The organism is Methylobacterium sp. BTF04 (assembly GCF_010692745.1).
Lineage (GTDB): Bacteria > Pseudomonadota > Alphaproteobacteria > Rhizobiales > Beijerinckiaceae > Methylobacterium.
In genome coordinates, this window is sequence record NZ_JAAHTB010000034.1 from 34,373 (window position 1) to 49,780 (window position 15,408).

Consider the following 15,408-nt stretch of genomic DNA (forward strand, 5'->3'; position numbering starts at 1 on the left):
GGCTGGCTACTCGACCACCTTGGGGACGAGGAAATAGTGATCCTCCGTCTCGGGTGCGTTGAAGACGATGTCGCGGGCGTGGCCGCCATCGGTCACCACGTCGACGCGCTTCTTCATCGCCATCGGAGTCACCGATGTCATCGGCTCGACGCCGGTGACGTCGACGGCTCCGAGTTGTTCGACGAAGGCCAGAATGGCGTTGAGCTCGCCCTGGAGCGGCGCGACCTCGTCGTCGCTCACCGCGATGCGCGCCAGATGCGCGATGCGCCTCACCGTCGTTGCGTCGACCGACATGCTGCCTTCAGACCCCGAAATCCGTCGGGCCGCGCGGGATAACGGTCGCGGCGCCGAGCACAAGGCCGGGCTATAGCACCCGCCTTCGCGCGGTCGCAACGGCGCGGCTCGGCCAAGCGTCGGACGGCGGTCCTTAGGTCACGACGTGGTGGGCCTGGTCCGGAACCTCGATGAGAATGCCGACATGGTGCGGATTGCGTCCCGCCTGGTTGAACCCGACCAGCACGATCTCGCAGGCGAGGACCAGCATCAGCTTGTGCCGGAACGGCATCCGCGTACGGCGTCCCGCCTGCGAGACTTTCGGCTTCGAGAGGAGGGCGATCATCGGCAGCATCCGCATCGTTAACGAGAGATTAACGATGCTCTGGCCCACGGGGTCCACGCAAGGCTATGGGAACGTTTCGTTATGGTTAATCCAGATTAAGGGTGTCGCACATGTGGGAAACGGTATTCACGCGCTGCGTACCGGGGCCGGTCTCGACGCAGGCCGATATCGCCCGGGCCGAGGCCGATCTCGGCTTTTCGCTGCCCGAGTCCTACCGCACCTTCTCCGCCACCTGCGGCGCAGGCCTGGCCAACGGACACTTTCGCATCGCGATCCCCTCTGCGGATGTGGAGACCGATCTCGTCGGCTGTTCGGAATTGATGGCCCACAGCATCGCCGCCGTGATCGACCTGCGCCCGGATCATCGCTTCGAGGTGGAGGGCGACGATGCCTCGGTGGTCGATCGGGCCTGCTTCTTCGGGCGCTCGGAGGCCGGCGAGTTCCTGTTCTGGGACGTGGTGCCGGACCGGGGCGAGTACGAAATCTGGGTGATGGGCGCCGATCTCGAATCGGTGCGCTTCGGAGGTGCCGACTTGGCCGACCTGATGCGGCGCAGCCAGGGGCCGGCGGTGCGCGGCATTCTCGGCATGGGCGCCGAGCCACTCTCCGCGACCTTCGTCGGCGACGCGGTCACGGTGCCGCACTGATTGCCAGCCGCCCGCGGATCGATCAGGACCGCCCATCATCGAGGGAACGACAGACATGACCGAGGCCGAGGTGCAGGCCTTCGTGGAGGCGTCGCAAGGCGGCCCCCGCCTCATCGGGATCGATCTCGGGACCAAGACGATCGGGCTCGCCTTGTCCGATGTCGGTCGCCAGATCGCCTCGCCGCTGGAGACGATCCGCCGGGTGAAGTTCACCCCCGACGTCGCCCGGCTCCGCGTCCTGTGCGAGACGCATCGGGTCGGTGGCCTCGTCATGGGGCTGCCGCTCAACATGGATGGCAGCGAGGGCCCACGGGTCCAGTCCACCCGCTCCTTCGTGCGCAATCTCAAACCGCTCCTCGACCTGCCGGTGCTGTATTGCGACGAGCGCCTCTCCACCGCCGCCGTCACCCGCGCGCTGATCGCGGCGGATGCGTCGCGGGCCAAGCGCAGCGAAGTCGTGGATAAGCTCGCCGCCGCCTACATCCTCCAGGGCTGCCTCGATCAGATACGGGGCATGCTCGACCGGGCGGAGTAGGCATCGGCCCGGATGGCCGATGCCGGGACGGTGTCGTTCCCGTCCCGGCATCGTCGCTCAGGTCAGGGCTTGTAGGTGAAGGTGCTGATCTGGCAGACATTGATGTTGTTGCGGATGAGCGAGCTGCCGTTCTCGAAGACGGCCTTGAAATCGTATTTGCACTTGCCGGTGCCGTCGTCGAGGTTGATATCGAAGGTGTCGCCGTCCTCGATGACGTCTCGGCCAAGGATATCTTCTTCCCAATCATCGGTACCACTTGTGGAAGCATAGAAATGCTTCAACGTCATGCCGGTCTTGTTGACGATATCGACGTGTCGGTTGGCTGCGCTGGCGCCCGTGGCCATAGCCGCGATGAGCGCCGTCGCGAAGACGGCCGCTGTAGTGAACTTAGACATTTTCGATCGACCTAGTCCGCCCAGCGGCGCGCGACGATTGCAACGCCTGAAGTTGAGTGGCGTCGATCTCATCGATCTGCGCCGCATCGCGTGTCAATGTTGTAATTCACTGAGAGCAGCCGAGGGCATCTGCCCTCCACACCCGATACCGCGCCGTCGCGGCGCTTGCCCTGAAACGCGCGCAGGGTCTCCCGGCAGACGTGTGGGAATCGGGCGCTACACTTGCGGGTTTCCTAGCCCACCAGCGAGACCGTGCCACTGCCATGCCGCTCGATACGACCGTCGAGTTCGAGTTCGAGCAGCGTGGTCTGGACCACCCGCACGCTCAACCCGGCCGCGCGCGCCAATTCGTCGGTGCCGATCGGGGTCGGGCTCAGGTAGCCGATGAGACGGCTGCGGTCGTCGGCCGGTTCGAGGGCGTCGGGCCCATCGTCCGTGGTCGGCAGGATGACGCCGTCGCCGTCGAGTTCGTCCCAGAACAGCGTCGCGTCGGCGAGATCCGGGCGGTCGCGGGCGAGGAGACCGGTGTCTTGCGAAAACGCACCGCGTTCGAGCAGGGGTGCGATGGCGTCGACCACGTGGGCCACCTCGGCCACCAGCGTCGCGCCCTGGCGGATCAGGTCGTTGGTGCCCTCCGCCCGCGGGTCGAGGGGTGAGCCAGGGACCGCGAAAACCTCCCTGCCCTGTTCGAGGGCGAAGCGCGCGGTGATGAGCGAGCCCGAGCGGCGGGCGGCCTCGACCACGATCGTGCCGTAGGCGAGCCCCGAGATGATGCGGTTGCGCCGGGGAAAATCGCGCCCCCGCGGCTCCCAGCCCATCGCCATCTCGGCGACGATCGCGCCGCCCGCTTCCAGGATCGCATCGACGAGGTCGGCGTGATTGGCCGGATAGATCCGGTCGTGGCCACCGGCCAGAACCGCCACGGTTCCGGGTATGAGGGCGGCCTTGTGGGCGCGGGCATCGATGCCGCGCGCCAACCCCGAGACCACCACGAGGCCGGCTTCGCCGAGGCCGCGCGCCAGTCGCTCGGTGAAGCCGAGCCCGGCGGCCGAGGCATTGCGCGAGCCGACGATGGCGATGCCCGGCCGGTTGAGGATCGCCGGTTCGCCCCGAACCGCGATGAGCGGTGGCGCTGAATCGGCGGCCTGGAGCAACCGGGGGTAGTCGGCTTCGCCCAGGGCGACGAAGCGCGCGTCGAGGTGGGCGGCGGCCGCCATCTCGGCTTCGGCCTGCGCCCGCGTGGGCGGAACCACGCGCTTGCCGCTGCGTCCGGTGATGCCGGGGAGCGCTTCGAGGGCCGCTCCGGCCCCGCCGAAACGGTTGATCAGGGTGCGAAAGGTGCGTGGGCCGATGCCTTCGGATCGGATGAGGCGCAGCCAGTCGAGGCGCTGGGCATCGTTGAGTTGCACATGCCCCTCCCCTGCGGGCGGGCGATGCGCTCAGCCCTTCTGCCCGATCCGCCCCTCGGTGCCGTCGATCAGCCGGCGGATGTTGGGCGCGTGCTTCCACCATAGCAGGGCCGCGAGCAGGAGGAACAGCAACGCAACCCTCGGCTGTCCTGTCGCCCACAGAACGATGGGCGTGGCGGCCGACGCAATGAGCGCCGCCAACGACGAATATTTGAGGGAGAACGCGAGCCCGAGCCAGATCACCGCGAAGGCGAGCAGCCCGAGCGGGCTCAGCGCCAGCAGGACGCCAAGGAAGGTGGCCACGCCCTTGCCGCCCTTGAAGCCGAGCCAGACCGGAAAAAGATGCCCGAGGAAGGCGCCGAGGCCGGCGACCAAGGCGGCCTCCAGCCCGAACTGCTTCGCGATGAGCACCGCGGCGGTGCCCTTCAGGGCGTCGCCCAGCAGGGTCGCGGCGGCCAGGCCCTTGCGGCCGGTGCGCAGGACGTTGGTGGCGCCGATATTGCCCGACCCGATGGCTCGCACGTCGCCGAGCCCCGCGAACCGCGTGACGATCAGGCCGAAGGGAATCGAACCGAGCAGATAGCCGCCAGCGAGGCAAGCCAGCAGGAGCGGCCAGGCGGTGTGATCCAGTCCGGTCATGCGGCGGCTTGGGTTCGCGCGAGGGTGCTGAAGACGATGGCGCCGCCGACGAGGGTCAGCACGGCCGCCCCCTGCAGCCGGGCTTCGTCGAAGGGCGAATTCTTCGAGCGCGATTTGAGGGTGCGCTTGTCGAGGATGTAGGGCACCTCGGGGTCGATCAGCACGAGATCCGCCGGCGCTCCGGCGGCGAGGCGCCCGGCCTCGCGCGTCAGGATGGCGGCGGGATTGGCGGTCAGAGCCGCCAGCAGGCGTGACAGGGTCACGTCGCCGGTATGGACGAGCCGCAGGGCCGCGCCCAGCAGGGTCTCGATGCCGAGCGCCCCGTCGGCGGCCTCGGCGAAGGGCAGGCGCTTGGTCTCGACGTCCTGCGGGTTGTGGTCCGAGACGATCACGTCGATCACCCCGTCGTTGAGTCCGGCCACCAGGGCGAGCCGGTCGGTCTCGTGCCGCAAAGGCGGCGAGAGCCGGCAGAAGGTGCGGTAATGGCCGATATCGCCCTCGTTGAGGACGAGGTTGTTCACTGAGGCGCCGCAGGTGACGGGCAGCCCGTCCGCCTTGGCCCGGCGCACGATTTCGACGGAATCGGCGCAGGAGATCATCGCCGCGTGGTAGCGGGCGCCGGTGAGGCGCACGAGGCGGATGTCGCGCTCCAGCATCACCGTCTCGGCCTCGCGCGGAATGCCGATGAGCCCGAGGCGAGAGGCCATCTCGCCCTCGTTCATCACGCCTTCGCCCACCAAGTGAGGCTCCTCGACGTGCTGCATCAGCAGGGCGCCGAAATCTTTGGCGTAGGTCAGGGCGCGCCGCATGACCTGGGCGTTGGTCACCGCCTTGAGGCCGTCGGTGAAGGCGACCGCGCCGGCCTCCTGAAGCAGGCCGAACTCGGTCATCTCGTGGCCGGCGAGGCCCTTGGTGATCGCGGCCGCCGGCAGGATCGAGACGCAGGCGGTGTCCCGCGCCCGGCGCAGGACGAAGTCGACGATGGCCGGCCCATCGATGACCGGGTTGGTGTCGGGCATGCAGACCAGCGTGGTGACGCCGCCGGCCGCGGCCGCCGCGCTGGCGCTCGCCAGGGTCTCGCGATGCTCCGCACCCGGCTCGCCGACGAAAGCGCGCATGTCGATCAGGCCGGGGGCCAGAACCTGGCCGTCGCAGGCAATGGTGTCGGCATCGTCCGGCGTGCCGGGGCGGGCGCCCCAGGCGATATCGGCGATGCGGCCGTCGCGGACGAGGACGTGGCCGTGTCCCTGCCGCCCGGTGGCGGGATCGCACAGGGTGGCGTCGGCGAAGAGGATCGGGCGCAACGTGGTCAAAGCCTTGTCCTCCAGCTCTGCGAATGCGCTCCGGCGGCTGTGCCGTACCACAACCGGCCCCTCACTCGTCTAGGAGAGGGCGCGCGTCCCGCGTTTCGGCCGGCAGCAGCTTGGCGTCAAGCGCACGCGCACTGGAACGAGCAAGGCCCTGCCCATTCGGCCGAGGCCTCGTCGAGAGGGTGAGCGGAAGCGTTACGCCGGGAGCGCCCACTCACGCTGACACCGTTTCGCTCAGGATGTCGTTCGTCGAACCTCGCTGTATCGCGGTTCCGATAGGTCACCCTGCCGGTCGAGGAGCCCGGCGGCAACCAAGGAGTCGAGACGCGACAGAACGGTATCGAGTTGAGGGTCCTGGGCATCGCTGCCGCTTTCGCCGAAAATCCGCGCCGAGTTGCACCGGGCACCGATTGCTTCGAGCGTCGAGCCGGCGATCCTCGCCACCTTGCGATACCGACTGGAGCATTCCTCCAGGATGACGTGGTCGAGATCGCCTTTGCCCGTCTGCGCGTCGGCGATCAGGACCGCGCGCAAGGCGATGGTGTCCACCGTGCCGGGCATCGGAAGGCCCAGGTCGCGCTGGCCCATCCAGGTTACCGCGCTTGTTCCCGCTGCGGTTGGAGACATATCCTCTCGATAGGCTGCTTCGGCCAGCAGAGTGCGGTGGACCCTCTCCATGGCGTGGAGCAGTGCGTGGACGCTATCCGCGCCATAGGCATTGAAGCCGAGCTCTCGGTCTGCCCATACCGTGCGGTAGCTGCATCGCCAAAGGTGCGGGCTGACAGCCTCGGGACGAGAAAATCCGGCCCTGATCTCATCGTGCGGGCTGAGGATGAAGCGCCGCTCCACGAATGGCAGCGGTGTTTCGGTCCCGCTCTCCGAGGCGTCGAAGCTTGCCGGCATATCCCCACCCTTCGGCAGCAATGGAGTCACTGCCCCGCCTGATAGTAGGGCTTTTCACGAGCATTTGGCTGAAATGGACCCGATTGCCTTCGGACCCGTCCGGCCAAAGGGTGCTCCGTTCTGGTTTGCTCCGAAACCAGCCCCCCGTCCCGGAATGAAAAAAGCCCCGCCCTTTCGGGCGAGGCTTCAGTGTCGTCAACGTGATCCGGAGCGTTAGGCCGCGAGCGAGCGCAGCACGTAGGGCAGGATGCCGCCGTTGCGATAGTATTCGAGCTCGTCGAGGGTATCGATCCGGCAGGTCAGCGGCACGTCCTGCGTGGTGCCGTCGGCCGAGGTGATCTGCGCCACCATAGTCTGGCGCGGCTTGAGGTCGCCCGACAGGCCGAGCAGCGTCACGGTCTCGTCGCCCTTGAGGCCGAGGGAGGCCCAGGAGGTCTCGCCCTGGAAGACCAGCGGCACGATGCCCATGCCGACGAGGTTGGAGCGGTGGATGCGCTCGAAGCTCTCGGCCACCACGGCGCGGACGCCGAGGAGCTTGGTGCCCTTGGCCGCCCAGTCGCGCGACGACCCGGTGCCGTATTCCTTGCCGGCGAACACCACGAGCGGGGTGCCCTCCGCCTGATACTTCTGCGCGGCGTCGTAGATGAACATCCGCTCGCCCGAGGGCTGGAACAGGGTCCAGCCGCCCTCGACCACGTTGCCGCTCTCGTCCCGGACCATCTGGTTCTTGATGCGGATATTGGCGAATGTGCCGCGCATCATGACCTGGTGGTTGCCGCGGCGGGTGCCGTACTGGTTGAAGTCCTGCACCCGGACCTGATGCTCCTGCAGGTAGGCGCCCGCCGGGGAGTTCGCCCGGATGTTGCCCGCCGGGGAGATGTGATCGGTGGTGATCGAGTCCTGGAACAGGCCGAGGATGCGGGCATCGACGATGTCGGTGACCGGGGCCGGAATCTTGGTCATGCCCTCGAAATAGGGTGGGTTCTGCACGTAGGTGGAGGTCGAATCCCACTTGAAGGTCTCGGCCTCGGTGACCTCGACGGCCTTCCAGTAGTGATCGCCGCTGAACACGTCGGCGTAGCGCGACTTGAACAGGGCCGAGGTGATGTTGGCCTCGATGAACTCCTGGACCTCCGCGGTGGTGGGCCAGATGTCGGCGAGATAGACCGGCTTGCCGTCCGAACCGGTCCCGAGCGGCTCCGTGGTGATGTCGATCTGCATCGATCCGGCGAGCGCGTAGGCGACGACCAGCGGCGGCGAGGCGAGGTAGTTCGCCCGGACGTCGGGATTCACGCGGCCCTCGAAGTTGCGGTTGCCCGAGAGCACGGCGGCGGCGACCACGTCGTTGTCGTTGATCGACTTCGAGATGGCGGCCGGCAGCGGGCCGCTGTTGCCGATGCAGGTGGTGCAGCCGAACCCGACGAGGTTGAAGCCGAGGGCATCGAGTGGCTTCTGCAGCCCGGCGCTCTCGAGATACTCGGCCACGACCTGGGAGCCGGGCGCGAGCGAGGTCTTCACCCACGGCTTCGAGCGCAGGCCCTTGGCCACCGCATTGCGGGCGAGCAGCCCGGCGCCGATCATCACGCTCGGGTTCGAGGTGTTGGTGCAGCTGGTGATCGCCGCGATCACCACGTCACCGTGGCCGATGTCGAAATTGGCGCCCTCCACCGGATAGCGCTTGGCGATATCGGCCGCCTTCTTGAACTCGGTCTCCATCGATCCGGCGAAGCCCGGCTTGGCGCCGTCGAGCAGCACCCGGTCCTGCGGACGCTTGGGGCCGGCGAGCGAGGGACGGACTTCGCCCATGTCGAGGGCGAGGGTGTCGGTGAAGACCGGGTCCGGGGTCTGGGCGTCGCGCCACATCCCCTGCGCCTTGGCATAGGCCTCGACGAGGGCGATCCGGTCGTCCGTGCGGCTCGTCACGCGCAAGAAGTCGATGGTCTTCTGGTCGATGGGGAAGAAGCCGCAGGTGGCGCCGTATTCGGGGGCCATGTTGGAGATCGTCGCACGGTCGGCCACCGCCATGTCGTCGAGGCCGGGGCCGTAGAACTCCACGAACTTGCCGACGACGCCCTTCTTGCGCAGCATCTGCGTCACGGTGAGCACGAGGTCGGTGGCGGTGGTGCCCTCGGGCAGCTTGCCCGACAGCTTGAAGCCGACGACCTCGGGGATCAGCATCGACAGCGGCTGGCCGAGCATCGCGGCCTCGGCCTCGATGCCGCCGACGCCCCAGCCGAGGACGGCGAGGCCGTTGACCATGGTGGTGTGCGAATCGGTGCCGACGAGGCTGTCGGGATACGCGATCTCGGTGCCATCCGAAGAATCCGGATCCGGCTTCGTCCAGACCGTCTGCGACAGGAATTCGAGGTTGACCTGGTGGCAGATACCGGTGCCGGGCGGGACCACCGAGAAGTTGTCGAACGCCGACTGGCCCCACTTGAGGAAGGTGTAGCGCTCGCCGTTACGCTCGTATTCCAGCGCCACATTGTCGGCCAGCGCCTTCGGGGTGCCGAACTCGTCGACGATCACCGAGTGGTCGATAACGAGATCGACGGGCACCAGCGGGTTGATCTTCTGGGGATCGCCGCCGAGCGCCACCATGGCGTCGCGCATGGCGGCGAGATCCACCACGGCGGGTACGCCGGTGAAATCCTGCATCAGCACGCGGGAGGGGCGGAAGGCGATCTCGGTCTCGGTCTTGCCGAGGTTGCCCAGCCACGCGACGGTGGCGGAGATGTCGTCCTTCTTTACCGAGCGGTCGTCCTCGAACCGCAGGAGGTTCTCGAGGATCACCTTCATCGCGAACGGCAGCGCGGTTGCGTCGGCCAGACCCGCCTTCTCCGCATGCGGAATCGAATAGTAGGTGTAGGATTTGTCGCCAACCGTGAGGGTCTGGCGGGATTGGAAGCTGTCGAGCGATGCCACGGCGTTATTGATCCTCGCGAGCGGTTGGTCGAACACGCGCAGGCATAACCTGCGCCACGAAACATGTGCTCGGCTGTGTGCGCTGAAAGCGCGCGCCGCTCCGGGGGTGCCCGGATGAGGGTGTTGCGCGAAGGGCGATTTGAACGCCCTGGACTCGCGCGGCGCAGCCTGGACGCGGTATAGAACACTTCGAAACTGGCCGCTACCTGGGGGCCTGACAGAGCTGTCGGTTCGTCTGGACGTCCGCAATCGACGTGGACGTGATCCGGCGGTCGAGCTAGACGGAAGTGTGGCACCCGAAGCCCCCTTGGAGACCGTCGATGCTCGCCCTGCGTCTGCCTCCCGAGATAGAGGATCGCCTGGAGGCTCTTGCCCAACGCACCGGGCGCAGTACGAGCGATCACGCCCGCGACGCCATCCTCGAACATCTGGACACGCTCGAGGATGTCGAAATCGCCGAGCGCCGGCTCGAGGCTGTGCGACGGGGCGACAGCGCCACAACTACGCTCGCCGATCTCTTGTCGCGCTATGGCGTGGCGGATTGAGTTCGAGCGTTCGGCCGAACGCGACCTCGCCAAGCTCGATGCGGAGACCGCCAAGCGAATCCTGAGATTTCTGCGCGATCGAGTCTCGCCGTCGGACGATCCGCCTACGATCGGCGAAGCCCTGAAACGGGCCAGACTCGGCAGCTTTTGGAAATATCGGGTCGGTGACTGTCGGGTGATCGCCGCCATCGAGGCCGGCGCCCTGCGCATTCTCGTCGTAAAGGTCGGCAACCGCCGCGAAGTCTACCGATAGTGGTTGATGACACCCTCTTGAGCCAGGACACCCCGTGCGGCTGACCGCCCAGACCCTCGCGGTGCGCCGCTCCGGCCGCCGCATCTTCTCCGATGTGTCCTTCGCCCTCGGACCGGGCGAGGCCCTGATGGTCACCGGCCGCAACGGGGCCGGAAAATCGACGCTGCTCGCTGTTCTCGCCGGCCGCCTGAAGCCCGAAGCCGGCGTGCTCACCGTGGCCGATGTCGGGGAGGCCACCCTGTCGGAATGCCTGCACGTGGTCGGACATCGCGACGGGCTCAAGAGCCCATTGACCGCCGAGGAGAACCTCGCCTTTGCCCGCGACCTGCTCGGGGCGCCGACCGCAAGCCCCAAGGCGGCGTTGGAGGAACTCGGCCTCGGCCACGCCCTCAGACTTCCGGTGGCCTATCTCTCGGCCGGGCAGCGGCGGCGGGTGGCTTTGGCCCGCCTGCTGGTCTGCCGCCGGCCGCTTTGGCTCCTCGACGAACCGACCGCGGCCCTCGACACGGCCTCGCAGGCCGTACTCGCCGGCATGATGGCGCGCCACCGCGCGGAAGGCGGCCTCGTCATCGCCGCGACCCATCAGGCGCTCGGACTGGAGAACGCCCGGGAATTGCGCATCGAGGCGGCGGCGTCCCGTCCGACTGCCTCTGAGGCCGCCATCCCGGCGGCGGAGGTGTGGTGGTGATCCGCGCACTCAAAGCCCTCGTCGCCCGCGACCTCGCTCTCGCCGCCCGCGTCGGCGGCTCGGGCGCGCTCTCCCTCGTGTTCTTTTTGATGATCGTCGCCCTGGTGCCGTTCGCGCTCGGGCCGGACCTCAACCTGCTGTCGCGGATCGGGCCGGCCATCCTGTGGCTGGCCGCGGTGCTCGCCACCCTGATCGGCCTCGATCGGCTGTTTCAGGCCGACGAGGAGGACGGCTCCCTCGACTTGATGACCGGGGCGCCGGTGCCGATGGAACTCGTGGTGCTCGCCAAGGTGCTGGCTCATTGGCTCACCACCGGCCTGCCGCTGGCCCTGGCCTCGCCGCTGTTCGGGCTCCTCGTGGCCCTCGACGGCACCGCCATGGGCGCCACCGCGCTCACCCTGCTCGTCGGCACCCCGGCCCTGACCTTCGTCGGTGCGGTGGGGGCGGCGCTCACCGCTTCGATCCGGCGGGGCGGTCTGATCCTCGCCGTGGTGGTGCTGCCACTGATGATCCCGACGCTGATCTTCGGCGTCTCGGCGAGTGAATCGGCGCTGGGGGGCACGGTGCCGTTCACGACGCCGCTCGCCATCCTCGGCGCCTTGAGCCTGATCGCCGGCGTGGTCGGCACGCTGGCGGCGGCCGCGGCGCTGCGCTGGTCCGAGTGAGCGGGGCCGGCCGCGCGGTGTGACCTTCGGCCCCGCGAACCTCAGGGCCAGGGCGGCGCTTGTCCCCGAAGAGAGCCGCCGCGGCGCGGCCGCACACCGAATACGGGACCGTCATGCATTCCTATCCCAAACCGCCATTCCCCCAGCCGCCGATTCCTTATCCGGGCCGCTCCTCCGAGATGAAGCCGGTGCCGGACCATGGCGAGGAGAGCTACGAAGGCTCGGGCAAGCTCACCGGCAAGGTCGCGCTCATCACCGGCGGCGACAGCGGTATCGGCCGGGCGGTGGCCATCGCCTATGCCCGCGAGGGGGCCGACATCGCGCTGAGCTATCTCGACGAGCACGACGACGCCAAGGACACTGCCGCCTGGGTGGAAAAAGCCGGGCGCCGCGTCGTCCTGTTGCCGGGGGATGTCGCCGACCACCGGCATTGCGCCAGCCTCGTCGACAGGACCATCGCCGAGTTCGGCCACCTCGATATCGTCGTCAACAATGCCGCGGTGCAGGTACTCGCCGACACCCTCGAAGACATCGCGATCGCCGATTGGGATCGGCAATACGCGGTCAACGTCCATGCGATGTTCTACATCCTCAAGGCCGCCTCGCCCCACCTGAAGGCGGGTGCGTCGATCATCAACACTTCGTCGGTGAACGCCAAGAATCCGGTGCAGCAGCAACTCGCCTATTCGTCGACCAAGGCGGCCATCGCCAACATGACTACCAACCTGGCGCAAATCCTCGGCCCGCGCGGCATCCGCGCCAATGCGGTACTGCCCGGTCCGATCTGGACCCCGCTGATCCCGGCGACGATGTATACCGAGCAGGTGGAATCGTTCGGTGCCAAGACCCCCGCCGGCCGCCCCGGCCAACCCGCCGAACTCGCCCCCGCCTATGTGCTGCTGGCCTCCGATGCCGGGAGCTACATGAGCGGCGCGATGATCGCCGTCACCGGCGGCATGGTCACGCTCTGACGGCGCGTTCCTCGATCGGTCTCGCGTTTCCAGCCCGAGCACCGGTCGACCATCGTCCTGGCTACCGCATCCGGGACGATGCTTCCTCTCTCCGAGCTGCCCCTGCTGAGGGGCGCCATCCGATCGTCCATCCTGACGAAACTGTGATGTCGGTCGCCGACCCATACCGAGGTTTCCGAAGACGTCGCGCGGCCCTGCCCGATCGGGCACGAAGTCACGGTCGCGTGACGGGAAGCGTGTCGCGCATCGGCGCTTCATCCCGTCGTGGTGCGCCGGAGAGTCGGTGAGAAATAAATCATATGGCTCAATGTTTTAGGATGGCCGCCTGCCTCCGAACGGAGGGGGGTGCCCGATGCGCAGGCTCGCCGGCGACCCTATGGGGTTCTGGGCGGGCACTGTGAAAATATCCAAAATAATCACAAGGCTTGCTCGGTCCCGTGCCGCAGGGATTGTCTCAGTTGGTCGCGGGAATATCAAAAGTAAGTGAGAGAGTAGCCTCCCCTTAAATGCCTATATTTGGTGCTTCATGGAAAATTGACGGACCGCATTGAAAGGTGCCCGAACGTCAGCATCAGCGCGGGCGGAGGGGGAAGCGGACTATGTTTGACGCGGGGCTGCGCGCGACGCTGGATGCCATCGATCGTTCGCAAGGGCGGATCGAGTTCACCATGGACGGGAAGGTGCTCGTCGCGAACGCGCTCTTTCTGAACCTGATCGAATATTCCGCCGACGAAATACAGGGCCGCCCCCACAGCATGTTCGTGCCTGAGGATGAGCGCACCAGCCCGGCCTATCTGCAGTTCTGGGAAAGCTTGCGTAGGGGTGAGTTTCAGGCCCGTGAGTTCCGCCGCATCACCAAGAGCGGGCGCGAGATCTGGATCCAGGCCTCCTACAATCCGATCTTCGACCGCCGCGGTAAGCCGATCAAGGTCGTGAAATTCGCCACCGACATCACTGAGCAGACGCAGCGCAATGCCGCCTACGAGGGCCAGATCGCTGCCATCAACCGCAGCCAGGCCGTCATCAGCTTCACCCTCGACGGGACGGTGACCGACGCCAACACCAACTTTCTGCAAACGATGGGGTACCGCCTCGACGAGATCAAAGGACGCCACCACAGCCTCTTCGTCGATCCCGTCGAACGGGAGAGCCAGGCCTATCGCGGGTTCTGGACGTCGCTCGGCACCGGCGCGCACCAGTCCGGCGAGTTCAGGCGGGTCGCCAAGGACGGACACGAGGTCTGGATCCAGGGCGCCTACAATCCGATCATCGGACGCGACGGCAAGCCCTGCGCAGTGGTGAAGTTCGCCACCGACGTAACGGCCCAGGTGACCGAACGCCTCCGGCGCGCACAGGGCCAGCGCGAGATCGACACCGATATCGGCTCGATCATGCACGCGATCTCCGACGTCAGCCGACAGGCGGCGACGACGGCCGAGGCGGCCGCGCAGACGTCGGGCAACGTTCAGGCGGTGGCGGCCGGTGCCGAAGAGTTCTCGGCCTCCATCGAGGAACTGAACCGGCACGCCATCGAAGCCAAGACCGCCTCGGACGAGGCCGTGATCCGCGCCGAAGAGGCCGGGGGGATCATCTCCGGCCTGACGGCGGCGGCCGACAAGATCGGCGAAGTGGTATCCGTCATCCGTTCGATCGCCGACCAGACCAACCTGCTCGCGCTGAATGCCACCATCGAGGCGGCCCGTGCCGGTGAGGCGGGCCGGGGCTTCGCCGTCGTGGCCGCGGAGGTGAAGGCGCTGGCCAATCAGTCCTCGCGCGCCACCGAGGAGATCGGTACGCAGATCGCCGCCGTGCAGGGCTCCACCGAGCAGGCCGTTCGCGCCATCGAGGCCATCGCCAGGACCATCGGACACCTGAGCGAGATTTCGCTGAGCGTGTCGTCGGCGGTGACGGAGCAGGCGGCGGTGACCCGCGACATGTCCGTCAACATGCAGACCGCGGCCCAGAGCGTCGAACTCGTCCGTCTGAACATGGATGGGATCGCGCACGCCGCCAACGACGTCGACAGCTCGGTCCAGAAGGTCGGCGCCGCAACGCGCGCTCTCGCCTAGCGACGGCCCTCACCGTCGCGAAAGGGCCACCCGCACCGTCGCGATGGTGCGGGTCCTCGCCCGTTTTCCCACGCGATGATTTCCGGTTCGCTCGAAGACGATGTGACGCCCTAACGCGATAGAGCCGTTCTGGCGATCCGAGGATCACCAGAACGGCTCTAATCCGTGATGTCGCCCGATGCCGGCCGCGTCATTGCGGGTTCCGAACCTGAGCCGGGAACCCGGCCGCGCGGCTGGCGCTGATTGTCCCAGCGATGGCCAGGCCGCCGGCCGGCCTCGGCGCTGACACGCTCCGTCAGATCGATGCAGCGATCGCGCAACCACGACATCCAGCTCATCGCGCGTTTCCTTGACGTCGAGATCGGGGCGGGCTCGCTTCTGATTCAAGATCGGGCGCGAGCCGGCCAATGCCAGAGCCTCCGCCAAAAATATCCGCACGCCAAGCGCTGCCCATAATCCAAGCGCTGCTCATAACCGAAGCGCTGCTCTAACCGGGGCATTGGGGATCGGGCGGGCGCACATCTCCGCCTACAGCGGGGATTTCCCCTGCTGCGCTGTTCCCGAAGCGCCGGATACTAGCGACCGCTTCCGCCTCCGACCCGTCTCGATCGCGCCGAGCCTTCGGGGGCTCGCCACCGAGGGCTGCCCGTTTGCCTGTCGGAATGAGGTCGCTTGCGCCGGCACGCCGCGGTCATCGCCAAAGCCGGGTGAAAACGCGAAAGAGCCCAGCCTTTCGGCCGGGCTCTCCGCAGTGTTGGGTCCGATGGCGTCCGGTATAGAGCGCCGGTCGGGTCCTAGTACGTGCCGAACTTGTAGTTCAGGCCGGCGCGGACGA

Annotated in this window: 17 protein-coding genes; 8 read left to right on the forward strand and 9 right to left on the reverse strand. The window is 67.3% G+C overall.

Annotated features, from left to right (window positions below; genetic code table 11):
- Nucleotides 1-6 precede the first annotated feature (6 nt).
- Both gatC and G3T14_RS17805 read right to left on the reverse strand, forming a co-directional pair.
- The gene (gene gatC, locus G3T14_RS17800; protein WP_163643877.1) at nucleotides 7-294 is read right to left on the reverse strand and encodes an Asp-tRNA(Asn)/Glu-tRNA(Gln) amidotransferase subunit GatC; all 288 of its coding nucleotides are present in this window, start codon (nucleotides 292-294) and stop codon (nucleotides 7-9) included.
- A 133-nt stretch (nucleotides 295-427) separates the two neighbouring features.
- A complete protein-coding gene (locus tag G3T14_RS17805; protein WP_163643878.1) occupies nucleotides 428-619 on the reverse strand; it encodes a hypothetical protein in 192 nt (63 codons plus the stop codon).
- A gap of 110 nt (nucleotides 620-729) precedes the next feature.
- Between G3T14_RS17805 and G3T14_RS17810 the strand changes: the two genes are divergently transcribed.
- Together G3T14_RS17810 and ruvX are read left to right on the forward strand one after the other, a co-directional pair.
- Nucleotides 730-1,266: an SMI1/KNR4 family protein gene (locus G3T14_RS17810; RefSeq protein WP_163643879.1), complete on the forward strand. Its 537-nt coding sequence runs from the start codon at nucleotides 730-732 to the stop codon at nucleotides 1,264-1,266.
- Nucleotides 1,267-1,321: 55 nt separating this feature from the next.
- Complete coding sequence (gene ruvX, locus G3T14_RS17815; RefSeq protein WP_163643880.1) at nucleotides 1,322-1,801, forward strand: Holliday junction resolvase RuvX; 480 nt, start codon at nucleotides 1,322-1,324, stop codon at nucleotides 1,799-1,801.
- 62 nt (nucleotides 1,802-1,863) lie between these two features.
- Here ruvX and G3T14_RS17820 read toward each other — a convergent pair whose 3' ends face one another.
- The 6 genes from G3T14_RS17820 to acnA all read right to left on the reverse strand — a co-directional run bounded on the left by G3T14_RS17820 (nucleotide 1,864) and on the right by acnA (nucleotide 9,382).
- A complete protein-coding gene (locus G3T14_RS17820) occupies nucleotides 1,864-2,196 on the reverse strand; it encodes a hypothetical protein (RefSeq protein WP_163643881.1) in 333 nt (110 codons plus the stop codon).
- A 233-nt stretch (nucleotides 2,197-2,429) separates the two neighbouring features.
- Nucleotides 2,430-3,605, reverse strand: coding sequence for a DNA-processing protein DprA (gene dprA, locus G3T14_RS17825; RefSeq protein ID WP_163643882.1), 1,176 nt, complete (start codon nucleotides 3,603-3,605; stop codon nucleotides 2,430-2,432).
- A 30-nt stretch (nucleotides 3,606-3,635) separates the two neighbouring features.
- Nucleotides 3,636-4,244 carry a glycerol-3-phosphate 1-O-acyltransferase PlsY gene (gene plsY / locus G3T14_RS17830; protein WP_163643883.1) on the reverse strand — a complete coding sequence of 203 codons (609 nt, stop codon included), beginning with the start codon at nucleotides 4,242-4,244 and terminating at the stop codon, nucleotides 3,636-3,638.
- Complete coding sequence (locus G3T14_RS17835; RefSeq protein WP_163643896.1) at nucleotides 4,241-5,548, reverse strand: dihydroorotase; 1,308 nt, start codon at nucleotides 5,546-5,548, stop codon at nucleotides 4,241-4,243. Before G3T14_RS17835 ends, plsY begins: the two co-directional genes overlap by 4 nt.
- 240 nt (nucleotides 5,549-5,788) lie before the next feature.
- Entirely contained in the window at nucleotides 5,789-6,457 is a 669-nt protein-coding gene (locus G3T14_RS17840; RefSeq protein ID WP_163643884.1) for a hypothetical protein, read from the reverse strand.
- Nucleotides 6,458-6,670: 213 nt separating this feature from the next.
- Nucleotides 6,671-9,382 carry an aconitate hydratase AcnA gene (gene acnA, locus G3T14_RS17845; protein WP_163643885.1) on the reverse strand — a complete coding sequence of 904 codons (2,712 nt, stop codon included), beginning with the start codon at nucleotides 9,380-9,382 and terminating at the stop codon, nucleotides 6,671-6,673.
- A 320-nt stretch (nucleotides 9,383-9,702) separates the two neighbouring features.
- On the opposite strand from acnA, the gene G3T14_RS17850 reads away from it, so the two are divergent.
- The 6 genes from G3T14_RS17850 to G3T14_RS17875 all read left to right on the forward strand — a co-directional run bounded on the left by G3T14_RS17850 (nucleotide 9,703) and on the right by G3T14_RS17875 (nucleotide 14,573).
- Nucleotides 9,703-9,927 carry a DUF6290 family protein gene (locus tag G3T14_RS17850; RefSeq protein WP_163643886.1) on the forward strand — a complete coding sequence of 75 codons (225 nt, stop codon included), beginning with the start codon at nucleotides 9,703-9,705 and terminating at the stop codon, nucleotides 9,925-9,927.
- A complete protein-coding gene (locus G3T14_RS17855; protein ID WP_163643887.1) occupies nucleotides 9,911-10,180 on the forward strand; it encodes a type II toxin-antitoxin system RelE/ParE family toxin in 270 nt (89 codons plus the stop codon). The genes G3T14_RS17850 and G3T14_RS17855 overlap by 17 nt, the downstream gene beginning before the upstream one ends.
- A 34-nt stretch (nucleotides 10,181-10,214) precedes the next feature.
- Entirely contained in the window at nucleotides 10,215-10,868 is a 654-nt protein-coding gene (ccmA, locus tag G3T14_RS17860) for a heme ABC exporter ATP-binding protein CcmA (RefSeq protein ID WP_163643888.1), read from the forward strand.
- Nucleotides 10,865-11,533, forward strand: a complete 669-nt coding sequence (gene ccmB, locus G3T14_RS17865) for a heme exporter protein CcmB (RefSeq protein WP_163643889.1) — start codon at nucleotides 10,865-10,867, stop codon at nucleotides 11,531-11,533. Before ccmA ends, ccmB begins: the two co-directional genes overlap by 4 nt.
- A 113-nt stretch (nucleotides 11,534-11,646) precedes the next feature.
- Complete coding sequence (locus G3T14_RS17870) at nucleotides 11,647-12,504, forward strand: SDR family oxidoreductase (RefSeq protein ID WP_163643890.1); 858 nt, start codon at nucleotides 11,647-11,649, stop codon at nucleotides 12,502-12,504.
- A 599-nt stretch (nucleotides 12,505-13,103) separates the two neighbouring features.
- Nucleotides 13,104-14,573: a PAS domain S-box protein gene (locus G3T14_RS17875; protein ID WP_163643891.1), complete on the forward strand. Its 1,470-nt coding sequence runs from the start codon at nucleotides 13,104-13,106 to the stop codon at nucleotides 14,571-14,573.
- A gap of 158 nt (nucleotides 14,574-14,731) precedes the next feature.
- On the opposite strand, the gene G3T14_RS17880 is transcribed toward G3T14_RS17875, so the two are convergent.
- Nucleotides 14,732-14,911, reverse strand: a complete 180-nt coding sequence (locus G3T14_RS17880) for a hypothetical protein (protein WP_163643892.1) — start codon at nucleotides 14,909-14,911, stop codon at nucleotides 14,732-14,734.
- Nucleotides 14,912-15,408 lie beyond the last annotated feature (497 nt).